The organism is Rhodanobacter sp. OR87 (genome assembly GCF_000473345.1).
Taxonomy (GTDB): Bacteria; Pseudomonadota; Gammaproteobacteria; order Xanthomonadales; family Rhodanobacteraceae; genus Rhodanobacter; species Rhodanobacter denitrificans.
In genome coordinates this window covers 32957-48461 of record NZ_AXBJ01000002.1, presented here as the reverse complement: position 1 = coordinate 48461, position 15505 = coordinate 32957, and the positions used below count along the sequence as shown (strand labels likewise).

18 protein-coding genes are annotated in these 15505 nt (G+C 71.3%); 4 read left to right on the top strand and 14 right to left on the bottom strand.

The annotated features are described in order from the left end of the window. Positions 1–47 precede the first annotated feature (47 nt). From hemF to RHOOR87_RS0102010, 3 genes are all read right to left on the bottom strand, one after another. Positions 48–962: an oxygen-dependent coproporphyrinogen oxidase gene (hemF, locus tag RHOOR87_RS0102020; protein WP_027484067.1), complete on the bottom strand. Its 915-nt coding sequence runs from the start codon at positions 960–962 to the stop codon at positions 48–50. Between the two features lie 122 nt (positions 963–1084). Further along, positions 1085–1525, bottom strand: a complete 441-nt coding sequence (locus RHOOR87_RS0102015) for a hypothetical protein (protein ID WP_015449068.1) — start codon at positions 1523–1525, stop codon at positions 1085–1087. Between the two features lie 80 nt (positions 1526–1605). Continuing rightward, positions 1606–2310, bottom strand: coding sequence for a YdcF family protein (locus tag RHOOR87_RS0102010; protein ID WP_007512358.1), 705 nt, complete (start codon positions 2308–2310; stop codon positions 1606–1608). Between the two features lie 134 nt (positions 2311–2444). Between RHOOR87_RS0102010 and RHOOR87_RS0102005 the strand changes: the two genes are divergently transcribed. From RHOOR87_RS0102005 to RHOOR87_RS0101995, 3 genes are read left to right on the top strand one after another with little or no spacing between them, the layout of a single operon-like run. Beyond that, the gene (locus RHOOR87_RS0102005; protein ID WP_043795262.1) at positions 2445–3638 is read left to right on the top strand and encodes a beta-ketoacyl-[acyl-carrier-protein] synthase family protein; all 1194 of its coding nucleotides are present in this window, start codon (positions 2445–2447) and stop codon (positions 3636–3638) included. Then, positions 3635–4429, top strand: coding sequence for a beta-ketoacyl synthase chain length factor (locus tag RHOOR87_RS0102000; RefSeq protein WP_027484065.1), 795 nt, complete (start codon positions 3635–3637; stop codon positions 4427–4429). The genes RHOOR87_RS0102005 and RHOOR87_RS0102000 overlap by 4 nt, the downstream gene beginning before the upstream one ends. A gap of 2 nt (positions 4430–4431) precedes the next feature. Further along, complete coding sequence (locus tag RHOOR87_RS0101995; protein ID WP_037115410.1) at positions 4432–5181, top strand: glycosyltransferase family 2 protein; 750 nt, start codon at positions 4432–4434, stop codon at positions 5179–5181. Positions 5182–5228: 47 nt separating this feature from the next. On the opposite strand, the gene RHOOR87_RS0101990 is transcribed toward RHOOR87_RS0101995, so the two are convergent. From RHOOR87_RS0101990 to RHOOR87_RS0101950, 9 genes are all read right to left on the bottom strand, one after another. Continuing rightward, positions 5229–5759 (bottom strand): hypothetical protein, encoded by a 531-nt coding sequence (locus tag RHOOR87_RS0101990; protein ID WP_015449072.1) that lies wholly within the window; start codon positions 5757–5759, stop codon positions 5229–5231. A gap of 63 nt (positions 5760–5822) precedes the next feature. After that, positions 5823–6560, bottom strand: a complete 738-nt coding sequence (gene fabG, locus RHOOR87_RS0101985; RefSeq protein WP_007512371.1) for a 3-oxoacyl-ACP reductase FabG — start codon at positions 6558–6560, stop codon at positions 5823–5825. Positions 6561–6579: 19 nt separating this feature from the next. Then, positions 6580–7014, bottom strand: a complete 435-nt coding sequence (locus tag RHOOR87_RS0101980; RefSeq protein ID WP_015449073.1) for a 3-oxoacyl-ACP reductase — start codon at positions 7012–7014, stop codon at positions 6580–6582. Next, on the bottom strand, positions 6998–9310 hold the full coding sequence (locus RHOOR87_RS0101975; RefSeq protein WP_174315860.1) for an MMPL family transporter: 2313 nt from the start codon (positions 9308–9310) through the stop codon (positions 6998–7000). Before RHOOR87_RS0101975 ends, RHOOR87_RS0101980 begins: the two co-directional genes overlap by 17 nt. A 2-nt stretch (positions 9311–9312) precedes the next feature. After that, entirely contained in the window at positions 9313–9975 is a 663-nt protein-coding gene (locus tag RHOOR87_RS0101970) for a LolA-related protein (RefSeq protein ID WP_027484063.1), read from the bottom strand. Then, positions 9893–10858 (bottom strand): acyltransferase, encoded by a 966-nt coding sequence (locus tag RHOOR87_RS0101965; protein WP_015449076.1) that lies wholly within the window; start codon positions 10856–10858, stop codon positions 9893–9895. Before RHOOR87_RS0101965 ends, RHOOR87_RS0101970 begins: the two co-directional genes overlap by 83 nt. Beyond that, entirely contained in the window at positions 10855–11154 is a 300-nt protein-coding gene (locus RHOOR87_RS0101960; protein ID WP_007512382.1) for a hydroxymyristoyl-ACP dehydratase, read from the bottom strand. The genes RHOOR87_RS0101965 and RHOOR87_RS0101960 overlap by 4 nt, the downstream gene beginning before the upstream one ends. Next, positions 11151–11870 carry a hypothetical protein gene (locus RHOOR87_RS0101955; RefSeq protein ID WP_007512384.1) on the bottom strand — a complete coding sequence of 240 codons (720 nt, stop codon included), beginning with the start codon at positions 11868–11870 and terminating at the stop codon, positions 11151–11153. Before RHOOR87_RS0101955 ends, RHOOR87_RS0101960 begins: the two co-directional genes overlap by 4 nt. Positions 11871–11973: 103 nt before the next feature. Further along, positions 11974–12243 (bottom strand): phosphopantetheine-binding protein, encoded by a 270-nt coding sequence (locus tag RHOOR87_RS0101950; protein WP_007512386.1) that lies wholly within the window; start codon positions 12241–12243, stop codon positions 11974–11976. Between the two features lie 92 nt (positions 12244–12335). Between RHOOR87_RS0101950 and RHOOR87_RS0101945 the strand changes: the two genes are divergently transcribed. Beyond that, the gene (locus RHOOR87_RS0101945; RefSeq protein WP_007512388.1) at positions 12336–13340 is read left to right on the top strand and encodes a hypothetical protein; all 1005 of its coding nucleotides are present in this window, start codon (positions 12336–12338) and stop codon (positions 13338–13340) included. Between the two features lie 57 nt (positions 13341–13397). Here the strand turns inward: RHOOR87_RS0101945 and glmU are convergent, their stop codons facing one another. Beyond that, positions 13398–14768, bottom strand: a complete 1371-nt coding sequence (glmU, locus tag RHOOR87_RS0101940; protein ID WP_007512390.1) for a bifunctional UDP-N-acetylglucosamine diphosphorylase/glucosamine-1-phosphate N-acetyltransferase GlmU — start codon at positions 14766–14768, stop codon at positions 13398–13400. Between the two features lie 73 nt (positions 14769–14841). Then, positions 14842–15498, bottom strand: coding sequence for a hypothetical protein (locus RHOOR87_RS0101935; protein ID WP_231381700.1), 657 nt, complete (start codon positions 15496–15498; stop codon positions 14842–14844). Positions 15499–15505: the final 7 nt, after the last annotated feature.

Sequence of the window (15505 nt, the reverse complement as noted above, 5' to 3'; positions counted from 1 at the left end):
TGGATGCCCGACGCGAAAGCACAAGAGCATCGCCCGCCAGCGGGCTCCTACAACGGCGCCGCCAGCCAGTCGCGTGGTTGCAGGTACCCGGCCAGCCTCGCCTCGGCCGAACCAGGCTCGGGCTGATACGCGTACTCGAAGCGCACGCGCGGCGGCAGGCTCATCAGGATCGACTCGGTGCGCCCGCCGGACTGCAGGCCGAACAGCGTACCGCGGTCGTAGACCAGGTTGAACTCCACGTAGCGGCCGCGCCGGTACAGCTGGAACTCGCGCTCGCGCTCGCCGTACGGCGCGTCCCTGCGGCGCGCCACGATCGGCAGGTAGGCATCGAGGAAACCCCGGCCGACGTCGCGGGTGAACGCGAAGCAGCGCTCGAAGCCGCCCTCGTTCAGGTCGTCGTAGAACAGGCCGCCGACGCCGCGGGTCTCGTCGCGATGCTTCAGGTAGAAGTACTCGTCGCACCACTGCTTGTAGCGCGGATAGACGTCCGCGCCGTACGGCGCGCACAGCTCGTGCGCCACCGTGTGCCAATGCCGCACGTCATCGTCCACCGGATAGAACGGGGTGAGGTCGAAGCCGCCGCCGAACCACCACACCGGCTCCACGCCTTCCTTGCTGGCCTCGAAGTAGCGCACGTTGGCGTGGGTGGTCGGCACGTGCGGGTTGTTCGGGTGCAGCACCAGCGACACGCCGGTGGCGATGAAGCTGCCGCCGGCCAGCTCCGGCCGGTGCGCGGTGGCGCTGGGCGGCAGTTGATGACCGGACACGCGCGAGAAATTCACCCCGGCCTGCTCGAACACCGCGCCACCGCGCAGCACGCGGGTGCGCCCGCCGCCGCCCGCCTCGCGCGTCCACGCGTCCTCGGCGAAGCGCGCACCGCCGTCGGCCCGCTCGATCGCGCTGCAGATGCGGTCCTGCAGTTCGCGCAGGAAGGTTTCGGCCTGGTTGGCTTGCTCGCTCATCGTCTGGCTCATCGGTTCGGTGCGGCGAGCTTAGCAAGGCGACCGCGGCGGCGGCGCGACGGCGCGCGGAAACGACGACGGCCCCGCACGCAGGGCCGTCGTCGTCGCGGATGGCCGCGGCATCAGCCGCCCGGCGAAGCCATCGGCATCGATTCGGCGCCGGCGGAAATCAGCTGCAGATCCCGGCCGATGTCGCCACTGAGGTAGCGCATCCAGTTCATGTAGTTGGTATGGATCAGGCGCGTGCCGTCCTTCTTCACCTTGTACTTGAGGTTGGTGCTGTCGACGTAGCGGATCCTGACCTGGTGCGTGTCGAAGGCGACGTGGATCTTCGCCTGGTAATCGTTGCCGTTCAGCGCCGCGTCGATGCCGTCGGCATGCTCGGCGGTGACGACCCAGGTACGACCGATCAGCGCGCCCTTGACCGCCTTGCTCACCTGCACCGCGGTCAGGCCGGCGGGCACGTCGATCGGCGGCGGGTCGACCAGCGGCGTCTGGCGGAACGCCATGGTCAGCAACAGCATGGGCAGCAGCAACAGCAACAACAGTCGTGAACGCGACATCGTGTTTCCTCCCTGATAGGCCGGCAAGGCGCACGGCCCGTGCAGTCTGCCGGGCGGCAGCGCGGCGCACAAGGCGGCGCTCAGCTGATCCGCGCGCGCATCCGCCGGTGCCCGATCAGCCCCGCCCAGCGCAGCCCCAGGTCGATCCACATCAGGTAGCTGGCCTCGAGCAGCAGCAGGCCGAGGTAGCGACGCTGCCACGGCAGCGTCGGCTCGGCGGCGACCGGATTGCCGTCGAAACCGAGCCGGCGCGCCAGCAGCAGGCAGCGCGCCAGGTGGTAGCGACTGGTCACCAGCGCCACTGGCGGCAGGCCGGCATCGCCGGCCTCGGCCAACAGCAGGCGGCGCGCGTGGCGCAGGTTTTCCAGCGAGTCGACCGACTCCTGTTCCAGCTGCACCTGCACCTCGCCGGGCAGTCTGTGCAGCCGCAGCCAGGCGTGGCCGGCAGCGGCCTCGCTGCACTGGCCACCGCTGCAGCCGCCGAGCAGCAGCAGGTGACCGGTCTGCTGCTGCTCGGCCAGCGCCAGCGCACGGCGCAGTCGCTGCCGGTAGTCGTGTTCCGGCACATCGCGCTCGAGCCGGCGGCCGAACACCAGCGTCACCATCCGCCGCGGCGGTGCCAGCGGGCTGCGCATGGCGACACGGCAGACGTGGATCAGGTAGCCCAGCCAAACCAGGCCCGCGCTGAGCACCAGCGCCAGCGCGGTCACCAGCGCGGCATGCTGCACGTCGCGGTCGCGCAGGTAGCGCCAGGGGTTGCGTGGTGGGGACGGATTCGGCAACACGGGGAAGTGCGGAGCGGGGGTGCGTCAGCATAGCCGCAGCGCGCCGCCGGCGGCGGTTCGGCGGCTGAACGCCCGCCGCGCGCAGACTAGGCATTCACGGGGGTGCCGGCTACGCTTTCCCGATGCCTTCCCCGATGACACCGCTCGCGGTCACCGCGTACACCGCCACCTCCGCCATGGGCAGCGGCCTCGCGGCGCAGCTCGACGCGCTCGAGCACGCCCGCAGCGGCCTGCGCCCGAACGACATCGGCAGCGCGCCGCTGACCTGCTGGATCGGCCGCGTCGAGGGCGTGGAAGACACCGTGCTGCCCGCCGCGCTCGCCGCCTGGGATTGCCGCAACAATCGCCTGGCCTGGCTGGGGTTGAACCAGGATGGCTTCCTCGAACGCGTGCGGGCGGCGCGTGCACGCTACGGCGCCGACCGCGTCGCGCTGCTGCTGGGCACGTCCACCGCCAGCATCGGCGCCACCGAGGAAGCCTATCGCCGGCTCGATGCCGACGGCGGCTTCGCCGACGACCTGCTGCGCCCGGCGATCCACGCACCGCATTCGCTGGCCGCCTTCGTCGCCGCCGCGCTGGCGCTGGAAGGGCCGTGCCTGACCGTCTCCACCGCCTGCTCGTCCAGCGCCAAGGTGTTCGCCAGCGCCGAGCGGATGCTGCGCCTCGGCCTGGTCGACGCGGCGGTGGTCGGTGGCGTGGACACCCTGTGCGACAGCGTGCTGTTCGGCTTCAACGCGCTGGAGCTGGTGTCGCCCGAGCCGTGCCGCCCGTTCGACGCCACGCGCAGCGGCATCTCGATCGGCGAGGCGGCCGGCTTCGCCCTGCTGGAACGCGCGGAGGTGGCGCCCGCCGCACTGCGATTGCTCGGCTACGGCGAGGCCAGCGACGCGCACCACATGTCCACCCCACACCCGCAGGGCCTCGGTGCCGAGCTGGCCCTGCGCGACGCGCTGGCCCGCAGCGGCCTCGACGCGGCGCGGGTGGATTACATCAACCTGCACGGCACCGCCAGCCTGAAGAACGACGAAGTGGAGGCGGCGCTGGTGGCGCGCGTGTTCCCGGCCAGCACGCGGGCCAGTTCGACCAAGGGCTACACCGGCCACACGCTGGGCGCCGCCGGCATCGTCGAGGCCACCGTCGCGCTGCAGGCGATCGCGCACGGCCTGATCCCGGGCAACCTCGGCGGCAACACTCCCGATCCGATCTGCGGCGCGCAGTTCGCCTGGCGCAACGAGCGCCAGCGCGTCGACGTGGCGCTCAGCAACTCGTTCGGCTTCGGCGGCAACAACGCCTGCCTCGCGTTCGCCCGTGCGGGGTTCGCCGCATGAGCGCGCTGCGCCTTTGCGTGGAAGGCGTCGGCCTGTGGTCGCCGGCGCTGGCCGACTTCGCCGCGCTGCGCGCGCTGCTGGCCGGCACCACGCCACCCGCGACGCCGCCACGCCCGGCCGCCGCCACGCTGCCGCCGAACGAACGCCGGCGCGCGCCGGAGAGCGTGCTGCTGGCGATCGAGGCGGCGGGCCAGGCGCTGGCGATGAGCGGCCGCGACGCCGCCACGCTGGCCTGCGTGTTCGCCTCCTCGCACGGCGACCAGGCGATCACCGACTACATGTGCGCCACCCTGGCGCGCGCACCGGCGGAGTTGTCGCCGACCCGCTTCCACAATTCGGTGCACAACGCCGCGGTCGGCTACTGGACCATCGCCACCGGCTGCCACGCGCCGTCCACCGCGATCTGTGCCCAGCACGCCAGCTTCGGTGCCGGCCTGCTCGAAGCCGCCAGCCAGGTGCTGGCCGAGCAGCGCCCGGTGCTGCTGGTATGCAGCGATACCGCCGGCAGCGGCCCGCTGAACGAAGTCACCGCCTGCCACCAGCCATTCGGCTGCGCGCTGGTGCTGGCGCCGCACGCCGGCCCGGCCACGCTGGCCCGGCTCGACCTCACGCTGCAGTCGGGCACGGCCCCCGACCCGCCGCTGCCCGAGCCGCTGGCAAGCTGGCGCGCCGGCAACCCGTCGGCGGCGAGCCTGCCGCTGCTGGCCCTGCTCGCCGGTGGCGGCGGCCACTGCCAGCTGGCCGCCGCCGCTACACTGGGATTGCGCATCGACATGGAGCACGTCACTTGAACATGGCCACTGCACGCTGGTGCGTGCTGATTCCCTGCCTCAACGAGGAAGCCGCGATCCGCTCGGTGGTCGAGTCCGTGCTGGCGCTCGGCGCGCCGGTGATCGTGATCGACGACGGCTCGGACGACCGCACGCCCGAGATCGCCGCCACGCTGCCGGTGACCCTGCTGCGCCACGACACGCGCCGCGGCAAGGGCGAGGCGCTGCGCCACGGCTTCCGCGAGGCGCTGCGCCAGGGCTACGACGCCGTGCTGACCATGGATGGCGACGGCCAGCACCTGGCCAGCGACATCCCGCGCATCGTGGCCGCCGCGCAACGCCACCCGCAGCACATCGTGATCGGCGCGCGCCTGCTCGACCGCGAGCAGCAGCCGAAGGGTCGCCGCCGCGCCAACGCGGTGGCCGACTGGGGCATCTCCTGGGCCTGCGCGCAGCCGGTGGCCGACACCCAGAGCGGGCAGCGCTGGTACCCGCGCGCGGCGCTGGCGCTGGTCGACCTGCCGGCGGAGAACTTCGTGTTCGAGGCGGCGATCCTGATCGCCGCCTCGCGCGAACAGCGGCTTGGCGTGGTCTCGGTGCCGATCGCCTCGCGCTACCACGGCACGTTCCGCCCCAGCCACCTCAAGCCGGTGCGCGACGTCACCCGCATCACCACCTACACGATCGGCCGGGTGATCCACTACGGCCACGTGATCCGCAGCTATCGTCGCTCGCGTGGTGTGCCGCTCGTGGTCGACGAGTCCGCTGGCTGATCCGGCAGGCGGCCATCGCCCCATGCGGCGATGGCCAGGCCGAACGGTTACTCCAGATCGCCGAGCATGTCGTCCTTGCCGGGCCGGGCCAGCCAGCCGGCAATGTCTTCACCGAGCGCCTTGACCGTTCGCCCGAGCACCGAGCAGTTGCCCTTGAAGCCGCCGAACGCGCCGCCCATCGAATTGCGCCGCCCGATGAAATGGCCGACCTCGGTGCCGTCCTGGTAGAGCCGGCCCTTTACCGTGGTGTAGGTGTGGTGGCCGAGGAACGCGTTGCCGTCGGCCACCGAGTCGGTGATCTCCAGCACCAGCGCGCGGCCCGCCGAACCGGCGCCAACCGACGCCACCTGCGTCACCGCCACGCCCTTCTCCTGCCCGTACTTCTTGATGAAGCCGGACAGCTTCTCGCCGAGCTGGCACTCGCGCTTGACCGCACCCGCGATCACCGCATCCTGCGCGAAAGGAACCACCGCCGGCACGCTCACCGTGGCAGACGGCGCCGCGTTGTTGTCGGCGGCATGGGAAACGGAAAAGACACCGCACAACAAGGCGGCGGAAACAAGAGCGGTCTTGCGCATCGAACATCCTCCGTGATGGAACCCCCCTGGCTCCGTCCGTGCAGTATGCCGGTTCGCCGTCGCTCAGCCCATGCCGCCGTTGACGCCGATCAGCTGGCCGTTGACGTAGCCGGCCGCGTCGGAGCACAGGAACGCCACCAGCGCGGCCACTTCCTCCGGCCGGCCGGCGCGCTGCGCGGGCACCAGCTCACGGATACGTTCGGGCGGGAACGCCGCCTCGGCCATGCGCCCCTCGATCACGCCGGGCGCGACCACGTTGACGGTAATCCCGCGCGAGGCCATCTCGCGCGCCAGCGACTTGCTGGCGCCCACCAGCGCCGCCTTCGCCGCGGCGTAGTTGGTCTGGCCGCGATTGCCCAGCTGTGCCGCCGCCGAGCCGATCGAGACGATGCGGCCGAAGCGCGCGCGCGCCATCGGCAGCAGCAGCGGCCGGGTGACGTGGAAGAAGCCGTGCAGCGAGACGTCGATCACCCGGTGCCACTGCTCGTCACTCATGCCGGCCATCGGCGCGTCGTCGTGGATGCCGGCATTGTTGACCAGCGCGTGGATCGGCCCTTCGGCCAGCAGCGCGTCCAGCGCCGCGCGGGTCACCTCCGCATCGGTGACGTCGAACGCCAGCGCCTGCGCGCTGCCGCCGTCGGCGACGATCGCCACGGCGGTTTCCTCGGCCCGGGTCAGGCTGTGGTGGCCATGCACGATCACGTGCCAGCCGGCCGCGGCGAGCGCGTGGCAGATCGCGCCGCCGAGCTCGCCGCTGCCGCCGGTGACCAGGGCGCGGCGTGCGGGATGGGCTTCGGACATGGCAGGCCTCGCAGGCGGATCAGCGGGAAGGATGGATCACCGCGGCGCGCCCGCTGGCCAGCAGGCGGCCGCGATGCTCGACGCGGAACGCATACTGCGCGCCGCCGTCGTCGGCGTAAAGACACTCGGCGTGGACGTCCAGATGGCCGTCGAGCCGATCGACGTATTCCTCGAACAGCTGCACGTCGCGCAGGCTGACCAGCCTGCCGGGGCGCACCGTCTCGCTGCCGCGCGCACGCGCCAGCAGCGCGCCATGCACAGCCATCGCCTGCGCGCCGTACTCAGCCAGATGCACCGCATGCAGGCCGTGTTCGCCGCGCAGCGGGTTGTCGGTGCGCGCATGGCCCGCGCTGACCGCGTGGATCGTGCGCTCGTCCCACGCGAGCACCGCGTCGAGCAGGCACATCGTGCCCGCATGGGGGATCAGCTGGGCCCAGTCAGTCTTCGGCAGCATGCGGCGCCATCAGGATCGACAGGCAGAAATGGAACGCCACGCCCAGGCTCACGGTGAGCCCGATCGCGCGCAGCACGGGGATCGTCGCCCACGCCAGCATGCCGAACACCAAGAGCGCGGACAGCACACAGACCAAGGTGGCGTGCAGCGTGCGCCGCTGCTCGGCCGGATCGCCGGTGTCGCGCTCGAAGAACAGCGCGTAGTGCAGGCCCAGCCCGCCGGCGAGGATCAGCGCGACCAGGTGGAACAGCGAGATCTCGATGCCGGCCACGCGCTCCACCGCCAGCACCAGGAACGTCGCCAGGGTCATCGGCGCCAGCACGTGCCAGGTGCGGCGCACGCTGCGCAGCGCGAAGGTGATGGTCAACACCAGCAAAACCGCAGCGGCCAGCAAGGCCTGCAGGATGCGCGTGCGGTAGTCGACCACCAGCGACTCGGAAGCCGCTTTCAGATCCAGCAGGCGCACGGTGCCGTTCGTGTTCGTACCAAGCGCCTGCAACGCGGCCACGTCGTGCACGCCGCTGACCGTGCCCAGGCCCAGCCAGTGGCCGTCGCGCTCCACCAGCATCGCGGCGAGGCGCTGACCCAGCGGGGTCTGCGCGTAGCGCTGCGGCGTCAGTGGCGGCAGCGTGCGCGCGGCCTGCACGTCGTCGGCGAACGGCCGGAACAGGTCGGCGCGGAACGGCAGGCCCCGCGACGCCTCGTCCAGTGCGTGCTGCAGGGTGCCGCGATCGGGCAGCTTCGCCTGCCGCGCGCGCTGCACGGCCACGCTGGGCAGGTAACGCGACGGCAGCTCCAGCGCATCGACCGCGTGTCGTGCCAGCAGCGCATCGACGCGCGGCTGCAGTTGCTCCGACAACGCCAGCACGCCCTGTTCGGTCGGCGCCTCGAGCACCAGCAGGTAGCGCACGTCGGGCGCGCCGAGCGCCTCGCGCAGGCGCGCGTCGTGCTGCAGCAGGTCCGCCGGCAGCGGGGTCAGCGCGGCGAGGTTGTCCTGCCAGAACGGGCCGCGCGCCAGCGCCAGCATCGCCACGATCGCCACGGCGACCACGCCGGGAATCCAGCGCGGCCGCGGCAGCCGGTCGACGAAGCTGCGCGCCCTCATCAGCCAGCGCATGCCGGCCACGTCGCGCACGCGCCGTGGCAGCAGCTGCGGCAGCAGGTAGCGCGTGCTGAAGCCGGCCACCAGCAGGCCGACGATGGTGAACACCGCCAGCTGCTTCAGCCCGTTCACGCCCGACGCGTAGAACGCCAGGTAGGCGATGCAGGCCGAGGCGATCGCGGTCAGCAGCAGCGGCCACAGCGCACGCACGCTGGCCAGTGCGTCCTCGCCGGCACGACGGTGGCTGAGCACGCGGATCGGGTATTCCTGCGCCACGCCGAGCAGGGTGAAGCCGAACGCGAGGGTGATCCCGTGCACCGCAGGAAACGCGAGCGTCAACGCGGCGATGCCGGCCAGCGCGGCGCTGGCGATCGGCAGCGCCGACAGCAGCAGCGAACCGACGCTGCGGTACGCCAGCAGCAGCAGCGCGACGAAGCCCACGGTGGAGATGCGCCCGATCCAGTCGGCCTGGTGCCGCGTCTGCGCGCCGACCACCACGCTGAAATAGCCCGGGCCGCTCAACTCGAGCTTCGCGCCGGCGCTGCCGGGCAGCGCGGCGAAGGCGTGGCGGATGCCGTCGATCGCCTGCTGCTGCGCACCCGGATCGAAACCGGCGGCGACCGTCTGCACCAGCAGCAACGCCTCGCCCTGCGGCGAGAACCACACGCCCTCGCGCAGTTCCGGCGACTTCGCCGGCGCCCACAGCTCGGCCAGCTTCAGCACCTCCAGCGTGGGGTCGCGCGGCAGCAGGCCTTTCAGCAGACTGGCCGCCGGCGAGGAAAGATCGTCCAGTCGTTGCTGCAGCTGGTCGGCGAGGTACGCCTCGTCCAGCGGCTGCGTGTCCAGCGTGGGCGACAGCAGGTAGCGGTACGGCAGCAGGCCGCCGTCCAGCGCGCCGAGGTCGAAACTGCCGTTGAGCACCTGGCTGTAGCGTCGGTCGTTCTTCAGCGCCGCGGCGAGGCCCTGGCTCAGCGCGGCCAGTTGCGTGTCGGACTGGCCGCGGATGGAGAGCAGCAGCAAGCGCGAACCCGGCCCTTCGCCGACCTGTTCCATCAGCAGGCGCTGGTCCGGCGTGGTCGGCGCGGGCATGAAGCTGCGCAGGTCGGTGCTGACGTGCAGCCGCTGGCTGACCATCCAGCCGAGCCCGGCCAGGGCCAGCAACCAGGCCAGCAGCAGCGTCGCGCGGGCGCGCATGTTCAGGGTGCGCTCCGGCACAGCGCCTCGAGCGCCTCGCGGGTGGGCGCAGCCGGCATCTGCGCGGCGAGCGGGCCGAGCAGGTCGACCGCGAGGTCACCATCGGCTTCCTGCATGTGCATGCAGCGCGAGGCGTTCGCGTAACCGTCGATGCGGATGCTGGCGACGGTCTTCGCCACGCGGGCGTCGCGCGGCACCAGGGTCAGCGTCCACGCGCCGCCGGTGTCGCCGTGCTGGCGGATCTCGAACGCCTGCTGCAATCGCGCGGCGTCGCCGCTGAGCAGCGCCACGAAACTGTCCAGCAGCACCTGCAGCTGCGGCGCGCGCTTCAGCGAGAAGTGCCGCGGACTCCTGCCGTCGCGCTGCTGGGTCACCTCGCCGTCGGCGATGGTGGCGGTTTCCTTTTGCGGCTGTTCGACGCGCCGCTGCAGCCGGTCGCCGCCCAGCCACGACAGCTCGCCGGAGACCACCAGCGGCCGCTCCAGCACCTGCAGGAAGCGCGCCTCGGCGAAGGCGGTATGCGCGGGCGCCGGCTGGCCCAGCGCGGCCACCAGCGCCGCCGCCGACGCCGCCGGGGCCGGCTCAGACGCCGACGCGCTCGCCCACGGCAGCAGCAGGCTCAGCAGCAGGCTCGCTCGCAGCGGGCGCCTCTTGCCAGAAATCATAGAAGTTGAACCAGTTGTAGGGGGCGACGTGGATGTAGTGTTCCAGCCGTTGCGCATAGCGGGCAATCAGCACGTCCAGCACCGGGCCACGATCATGCCGCGGAATCTCCACCCGGTCGCTGAACGGCTCGAACACCAGCCGGTAGCGGTTGCCGCCCAGGTACAGACCGAAACACAGCACCACCGGCACCCGCAGCGTATGCGCCAGCAGCCACGGACTGACCGGGAACGGCGCCGGGGCACCGAGCAGGCCGGTACGCCGCAGCACCTCGTGGCCGCGACCGCGGTCGGCCAGCATCGCCACCACCGCGCCGTCAGCGCAGGCCTCGGCCATCGCCAGCGCGATCGTGGTGCCATCCTGCGCCGCATCGATCACGCAGGCGCCCACGTCCGGTGCCAGTGCTTCGAGCAGCTCGGTCATCGCCGGCGTCTTCTGCTTGTCCAGCACCACCCGCAGCGCCATCTGCGGACGGCGCGCGCCGATCGCGCGCAGCGCCTCGAAGCTGCCCTGGTGCGAGCCGAGCAAGAGGACGCCGCGGCCCTGCGCGATGCGCTCATCGAGCAGGTCCAGGCCCTCGGTCTCGATCTGGAACGGCCGCTCGCCATGCGCCAGCAGGAAGATCCGGTCGAGGATGGTGGCGGCGAAGCAGTGGATGTGTTTCAGCACCTGCCACGCCGTCGCCGGCCGGCCGAACGCCCGCCGCAGGTACTGCCGCGAGGCCCGCCGTTCCGGCCCGCGGCGCAGGAAGAAGTACAGCGTGATCGGGTACAGGCACAGCCGGCCCACACGGCGCCCGCCATGCAGCGCGATGGTGCGGATCAGCCACAGCGCGAAACGCCCACCGCCCTCGGGCCGGCTCTGCCAGTGTCCATGCATGTTCATGTCGCTCCCTCGACCAGGCCGCGTGCCAGCAGCATGCCGTCACGCCGTATCTCGAAACGGATGCGTGACGCGTCCGTCGCCGCCAGCTGCAGCTGCGCCGTCTCGCCCGGCAACAGCGGCGCGGCGAATTTCGCTTCCAGCACGCGGCCCAGCCGCTGGCCGCGCCAGGCGCGCAGGGCCAGCGCCACCTGCTCCAGCAACACCACCCCGGGCACCAGCGGCGCGCCGGGAAAATGGCCGGGCAACGCGGGATGCCCCGCGTCGACGCGCAGCGCCTGTTCGAAGCCGGTGCTCATGGCGCCACCACGCGCTTGCCGCGCAGCAGCTGCGGCCAATGCAGCGCCAGTTGCAGCAGCATGTCGTGCAGACCGGGGTGCGGCAGATGGCGCAGCCGCCAGCGGCGGCAGCCGTACTCCGCCAGAAACGCCACCCCCAGCAGCAGATAGCCACCCAGATGCAGCCACACCGCGGCCCAGCGTGCGGGCACGACCAGCGGTGCGGCGATGCCGGCGCGCGCCAGCAACCCATCATGGTCGGCGCACAGCAGCAGGACGGCCAGCAGCAGCGCCTGGCCGCCCAGCAGCACGGTCCAGAACCAGGTGACCTGGCGCGCGTAGGCGGCCACGCCCGGCTGGCGCAGCCGCTCGGCGCCCTCGATGGCAACGATGAAACGCTCCACCAGCGGCTCGGGTGTGCCCAACGTGCGGCCGAACCAGGCCGCCAGCAGCGCGTTGATCAGCACCGGCACCGCCTCCAGCAGCGCGCCGGCGAAGCCGCAGCGCCAGCTCAGCAGCAGGCCGAACAGCACGCCCGACCACAGCAGCCACGACGTGCCGCGGCGCGCCAGCAGCTGCGGCAGCATCAGCACGGTCAGCAGCAGGGCCAGCGCCAGCAGCGCGAACACCTGCCGCTGCGTCACGGCGCCGGCGATCGCCAGCAGCGGGTAGGCCGGCAACAGCAGCAGGCCATAGCGCCGCGTGGCGTGTTCGGGCGAAAGAGGAGAGGACGTCATGCCGGGTTCCGCATCGGCTCCACCGGAACCGCGAGCCTGCCACGGGCGAAGCAACGCAGCATGAAGGAAGCGGCGTGGACGGGCTCGGCACGCATCGCCGGCCTCAGCCGGCGCGGTTCTGCTCGACGTGCGTGGACAGCGTGCGCAGGCTGGTGAAGATCTGCCGGTTGTCCGGGTTGTCCGAGCGCAGCTGGAAGCCGTAGCGCCTGGACACGGCCAGGGCGATTTCCAGCGCGTCGATCGAATCCAGCCCCAACTCGCCACCGAACAGCGGTGCGTCGGGATCGATCTGCCCGGGGGTGACGTGCTCGAGGTTCAGGCATTCCACGACCAGGGTGGCCAATTCGTGCTGCGCCGATGTCTGTTCCGCCATGCTCGGTTCCGTACGCTGAATGCATTGCCTCCCCCCGGTGGCAGTGATCGCGGAGTGTAACATAGCGCCCTTGTCGTTCCCGGTTGTACGCCATGATGCAGGGCTGCGAAAACCCCCAGATGGACCCGCTGCCGCGCCGCGCGCCGCAGGTGTGCTATCGCACCAGCGAAGCAGCCGCGCTGCTCGCCGAACCCGGCACGCTGGCGCTGTTCGGCTTCGGTACCGGCACGCCGGCCAGTGCCGACCCGCGCTACCTGCAGGTGGCGCTGGAACCCTTCGATGCGGGCGCGCCGCTGGAGCTGTGGCGGGTCGACGCACCGGTCAGCTGCGGCAGCGACGGTGCCTTGCACTGGTCGGCCGGCGGCGGCTGGCTGTTCGTGGCGCTCGAGCTGGACGAACGCGAACACGGCGGGCCGACCGCCACCGCCCGGCTGGCGTACGAGCGGCTGCACCGCTTCGTCGCCACCCGCGCGGCGCAGCACGTGCTGCGCGTGTGGAACTACCTCGGCGCGATCAACCATGGCGATGGCGACGCCGAGCGCTACAAGCATTTCTGCGATGGCCGCGCCGCCGGCATGGGCGACTTCTTCGCCGAAGGCTTCCCCGCGGCCACCGCGATCGGCCACCACGGCGACGAGCACCGCCTGCAGGTTTATCTGCTGGCTGGCGACCAGGCCGGCCTGCGGGTGGAAAACCCGCGCCAGGTCAGCGCCTGGCGCTACCCGCGCCAGTACGGACGCACGCCGCCCAGCTTCGCCCGCGCGATGGCGTTGCCGGCGCAGGACGTACTGGCCATCTCCGGCACCGCCGCGGTGGTCGGCCACGCCTCGGCGCACCAGGACGACCTCGATGCCCAGCTGGAGGAAACCCTGCTCAACCTCGAGACGCTGCTGGCCAGCGCCGGTATGGCCGCCGGCTTCGACCCTCGCTCGCCGCTGAAGGTCTACGTGCGCCACGCGGCGGACGCTGCACGCGCGCGCGACTTCCTGCAACACCGCCTGCCCGGCGTACCGCTGCTGCTGCTGCACGGCGACATCTGCCGCCGCGAGTTGCTGGTGGAAATCGACGGCTGGCGTTACGCGTGGAGCGGGGAGTGAGCGAAGGCAACGGCGGAGCGCGCTTCGGCTTTTATCTCGCGCCTCACTCCCCTTCGCTCACTCCTGCTTCACCGGCCGCTTCCAGCCGGGAAACGTCTGCTGCTTGCCGCGCGCCACGGTGAGTTCGCCCGCGGGCGCATCGCGGGTGATCACCGAGCCGGCGCCGATGGTGGCCTGGGCGCCGATCGTCACCGGCGCGACCAGCGCACTGTTGGAACCGATGAAGGCGCCGTCGCCGATCTGCGTGGCGAACTTGTTCACGCCGTCGTAGTTGCAGGTGATGGTGCCGGCGCCGATGTTGACGCCGCGGCCCACCACGGTGTCGCCGAGGTAGCTCAGGTGGTTCGCCTTGCTGCCTTCGCCGAGATGCGTCTTCTTGGTTTCCACGAAGTTGCCGACGTGCACACCGGCCTCGAGTTCGGTGCCGGGGCGCAGTCGCGCGAACGGGCCGATCATGCACGGACCGTGGGTGACCACGCCGTCCAGGTCGCAATGCGGCTGCACCATCGTGCCGGCGGCCAGCCGCACGTCCTTCAGCCGGGTGAACGCGCCGATGCTCACGTCGTCGCCGAGCACCACGCGGCCTTCCAGGATCACGTCGACATCCAGCTCGACATCGCGGCCGCTGGCGACCGTGCCGCGCACGTCGACGCGCAGAGGATCGGCCAGGCGCACGCCATTTCGCATCAGCGCACGCGCCGCACGCTGGCGGTACTCGGCTTCCAGCCCGGCGAGCTGCAGCGCATCGTTCGCACCCGAGGCCTCCACCGGATCGGCGCACTCCACCCCGAGCGCCGGGCGCTTCTCCTCGCTCGCCATCGCGAAGATGTCGGTGAGGTAGTACTCGCCCTGCGCATTGTCGCGGTCGAGCCCGGCGATCCAGACGCGCAGCGCGGCGGCAGAGGCGACGAGGATGCCGGTGTTGACCAGGTTGACGGCACGCTGCTCCTGGTCGGCGTCCTTCTCCTCGATCACCGCCCGCACGTGGCCGTTGCCGTCGCACAGCACGCGGCCGTAGCCGCACGGATCGGCCAGGCGCATGGTGAGCAGGCTGAAGCCTCCCTCTGCTGCCGCCAGCTGTCGCAGGGTGTCGGCCCGGGTCAGCGGCACGTCGCCGTACAACACCAGCACGCGCGCGCCATCGGGGATCTCGCCCAGCGCCTGCTCCACCGCATGGCCGGTGCCCAGTCGCTCGGCCTGCAGCACCCAGCGCAGATCGGTCTGGTCGGCGAACGCGGCCCGTACCTGGTCACCACCGTGGCCATAGACGACATGGATGGCCGCCGGCTGCAGCGCCCGCGCGGTGTCGATCACGTGCGCCAACAGCGGTCGCCCCGCCAGCGGCATCAGCACTTTCGGGCGGCTGGATTTCATCCGCGTGCCGGCGCCGGCGGCGAGGATGACGACGTGGAGGGAAGCGTGGTTCATCGGTGTCGGCCCTGACAGGTTTCGATCAAAAAAGCATAGCAGCCGATTCGGCCTTGACGCGGGCAGGTGTGAGTCAACGCTGCGCCGCCGCGGACGAAACCGTGGACTTGCCGGCGTGACAGGCGAAACGGAACACATAGGCCAGACTGAACGGCTTCGCCTCGCTGTCGACCACATGGCTGTTGCCGTCGACGTCGGCAGCCCAGCGATTGATCGTCAGCGGGTTGAACTGCCATTGCAGCGCGGCCACGCGCACCGCGTCGACGAATACGTGCCGGCTCGCATCCGCCTGTGCCTCGCCCGTCACGCGCACCTCGTCGACCTTGCCCTGTTCGTCGACGACCAGCAACGCCGGCACTTCCTGAGGAGGAGGGCAATGGGCCAACACACTCGGTGGATATACCGGCGTCACGCGCTTGAATGGGGTGGCGCCGCTGGACACCTCGCCCAGCGCCAACTGGTAGCGCACCGTATCGGGCGGCACGACCACTCGCCATGACGCATCACCGCTGGCTGGCGGTAGTGACTGATGTGGCGACGTGGCGCAGCCGGCCAGCAGCAACGACAGCATGCAGCCGCATAAACGGAAGGTGGGAATCGCTCCTGCCATCGCAATCTTCCCTGCATTGCCAAAGCTGCATCGTGCCGACACGAAAACGCCGGCACAAGGCCGGCGCTCTTTTCCGTGGAGATCCATCGAAGCAACCGCTTCATCCACGGGTGCGGCCATGGATGGC

Excerpts from the sequence above, each read along its gene's own strand:
- hemF (WP_027484067.1), bottom strand. The coding sequence starts at position 962 with ATGAGCGAGCAAGCCAACCAGGCCGAAACCTTCCTGCGCGAACTGCAG.
- RHOOR87_RS0102015 (WP_015449068.1), bottom strand. The coding sequence starts at position 1,525 with ATGTCGCGTTCACGACTGTTGTTGCTGTTGCTGCTGCCCATGCTGTTG.
- RHOOR87_RS0102005 (WP_043795262.1), top strand. The coding sequence starts at position 2,445 with ATGACACCGCTCGCGGTCACCGCGTACACCGCCACCTCCGCCATGGGC.
- RHOOR87_RS0102000 (WP_027484065.1), top strand. The coding sequence starts at position 3,635 with ATGAGCGCGCTGCGCCTTTGCGTGGAAGGCGTCGGCCTGTGGTCGCCG.
- RHOOR87_RS0101995 (WP_037115410.1), top strand. The coding sequence starts at position 4,432 with ATGGCCACTGCACGCTGGTGCGTGCTGATTCCCTGCCTCAACGAGGAA.
- RHOOR87_RS0101990 (WP_015449072.1), bottom strand. The coding sequence starts at position 5,759 with ATGCGCAAGACCGCTCTTGTTTCCGCCGCCTTGTTGTGCGGTGTCTTT.
- fabG (WP_007512371.1), bottom strand. The coding sequence starts at position 6,560 with ATGTCCGAAGCCCATCCCGCACGCCGCGCCCTGGTCACCGGCGGCAGC.
- RHOOR87_RS0101980 (WP_015449073.1), bottom strand. The coding sequence starts at position 7,014 with ATGCTGCCGAAGACTGACTGGGCCCAGCTGATCCCCCATGCGGGCACG.
- RHOOR87_RS0101975 (WP_174315860.1), bottom strand. The coding sequence starts at position 9,310 with ATGCGCGCCCGCGCGACGCTGCTGCTGGCCTGGTTGCTGGCCCTGGCC.
- RHOOR87_RS0101970 (WP_027484063.1), bottom strand. The coding sequence starts at position 9,975 with ATGATTTCTGGCAAGAGGCGCCCGCTGCGAGCGAGCCTGCTGCTGAGC.
- RHOOR87_RS0101965 (WP_015449076.1), bottom strand. The coding sequence starts at position 10,858 with ATGAACATGCATGGACACTGGCAGAGCCGGCCCGAGGGCGGTGGGCGT.
- RHOOR87_RS0101960 (WP_007512382.1), bottom strand. The coding sequence starts at position 11,154 with ATGAGCACCGGCTTCGAACAGGCGCTGCGCGTCGACGCGGGGCATCCC.
- RHOOR87_RS0101955 (WP_007512384.1), bottom strand. The coding sequence starts at position 11,870 with ATGACGTCCTCTCCTCTTTCGCCCGAACACGCCACGCGGCGCTATGGC.
- RHOOR87_RS0101950 (WP_007512386.1), bottom strand. The coding sequence starts at position 12,243 with ATGGCGGAACAGACATCGGCGCAGCACGAATTGGCCACCCTGGTCGTG.
- RHOOR87_RS0101945 (WP_007512388.1), top strand. The coding sequence starts at position 12,336 with ATGATGCAGGGCTGCGAAAACCCCCAGATGGACCCGCTGCCGCGCCGC.
- glmU (WP_007512390.1), bottom strand. The coding sequence starts at position 14,768 with ATGAACCACGCTTCCCTCCACGTCGTCATCCTCGCCGCCGGCGCCGGC.
- RHOOR87_RS0101935 (WP_231381700.1), bottom strand. The coding sequence starts at position 15,498 with ATGGCCGCACCCGTGGATGAAGCGGTTGCTTCGATGGATCTCCACGGA.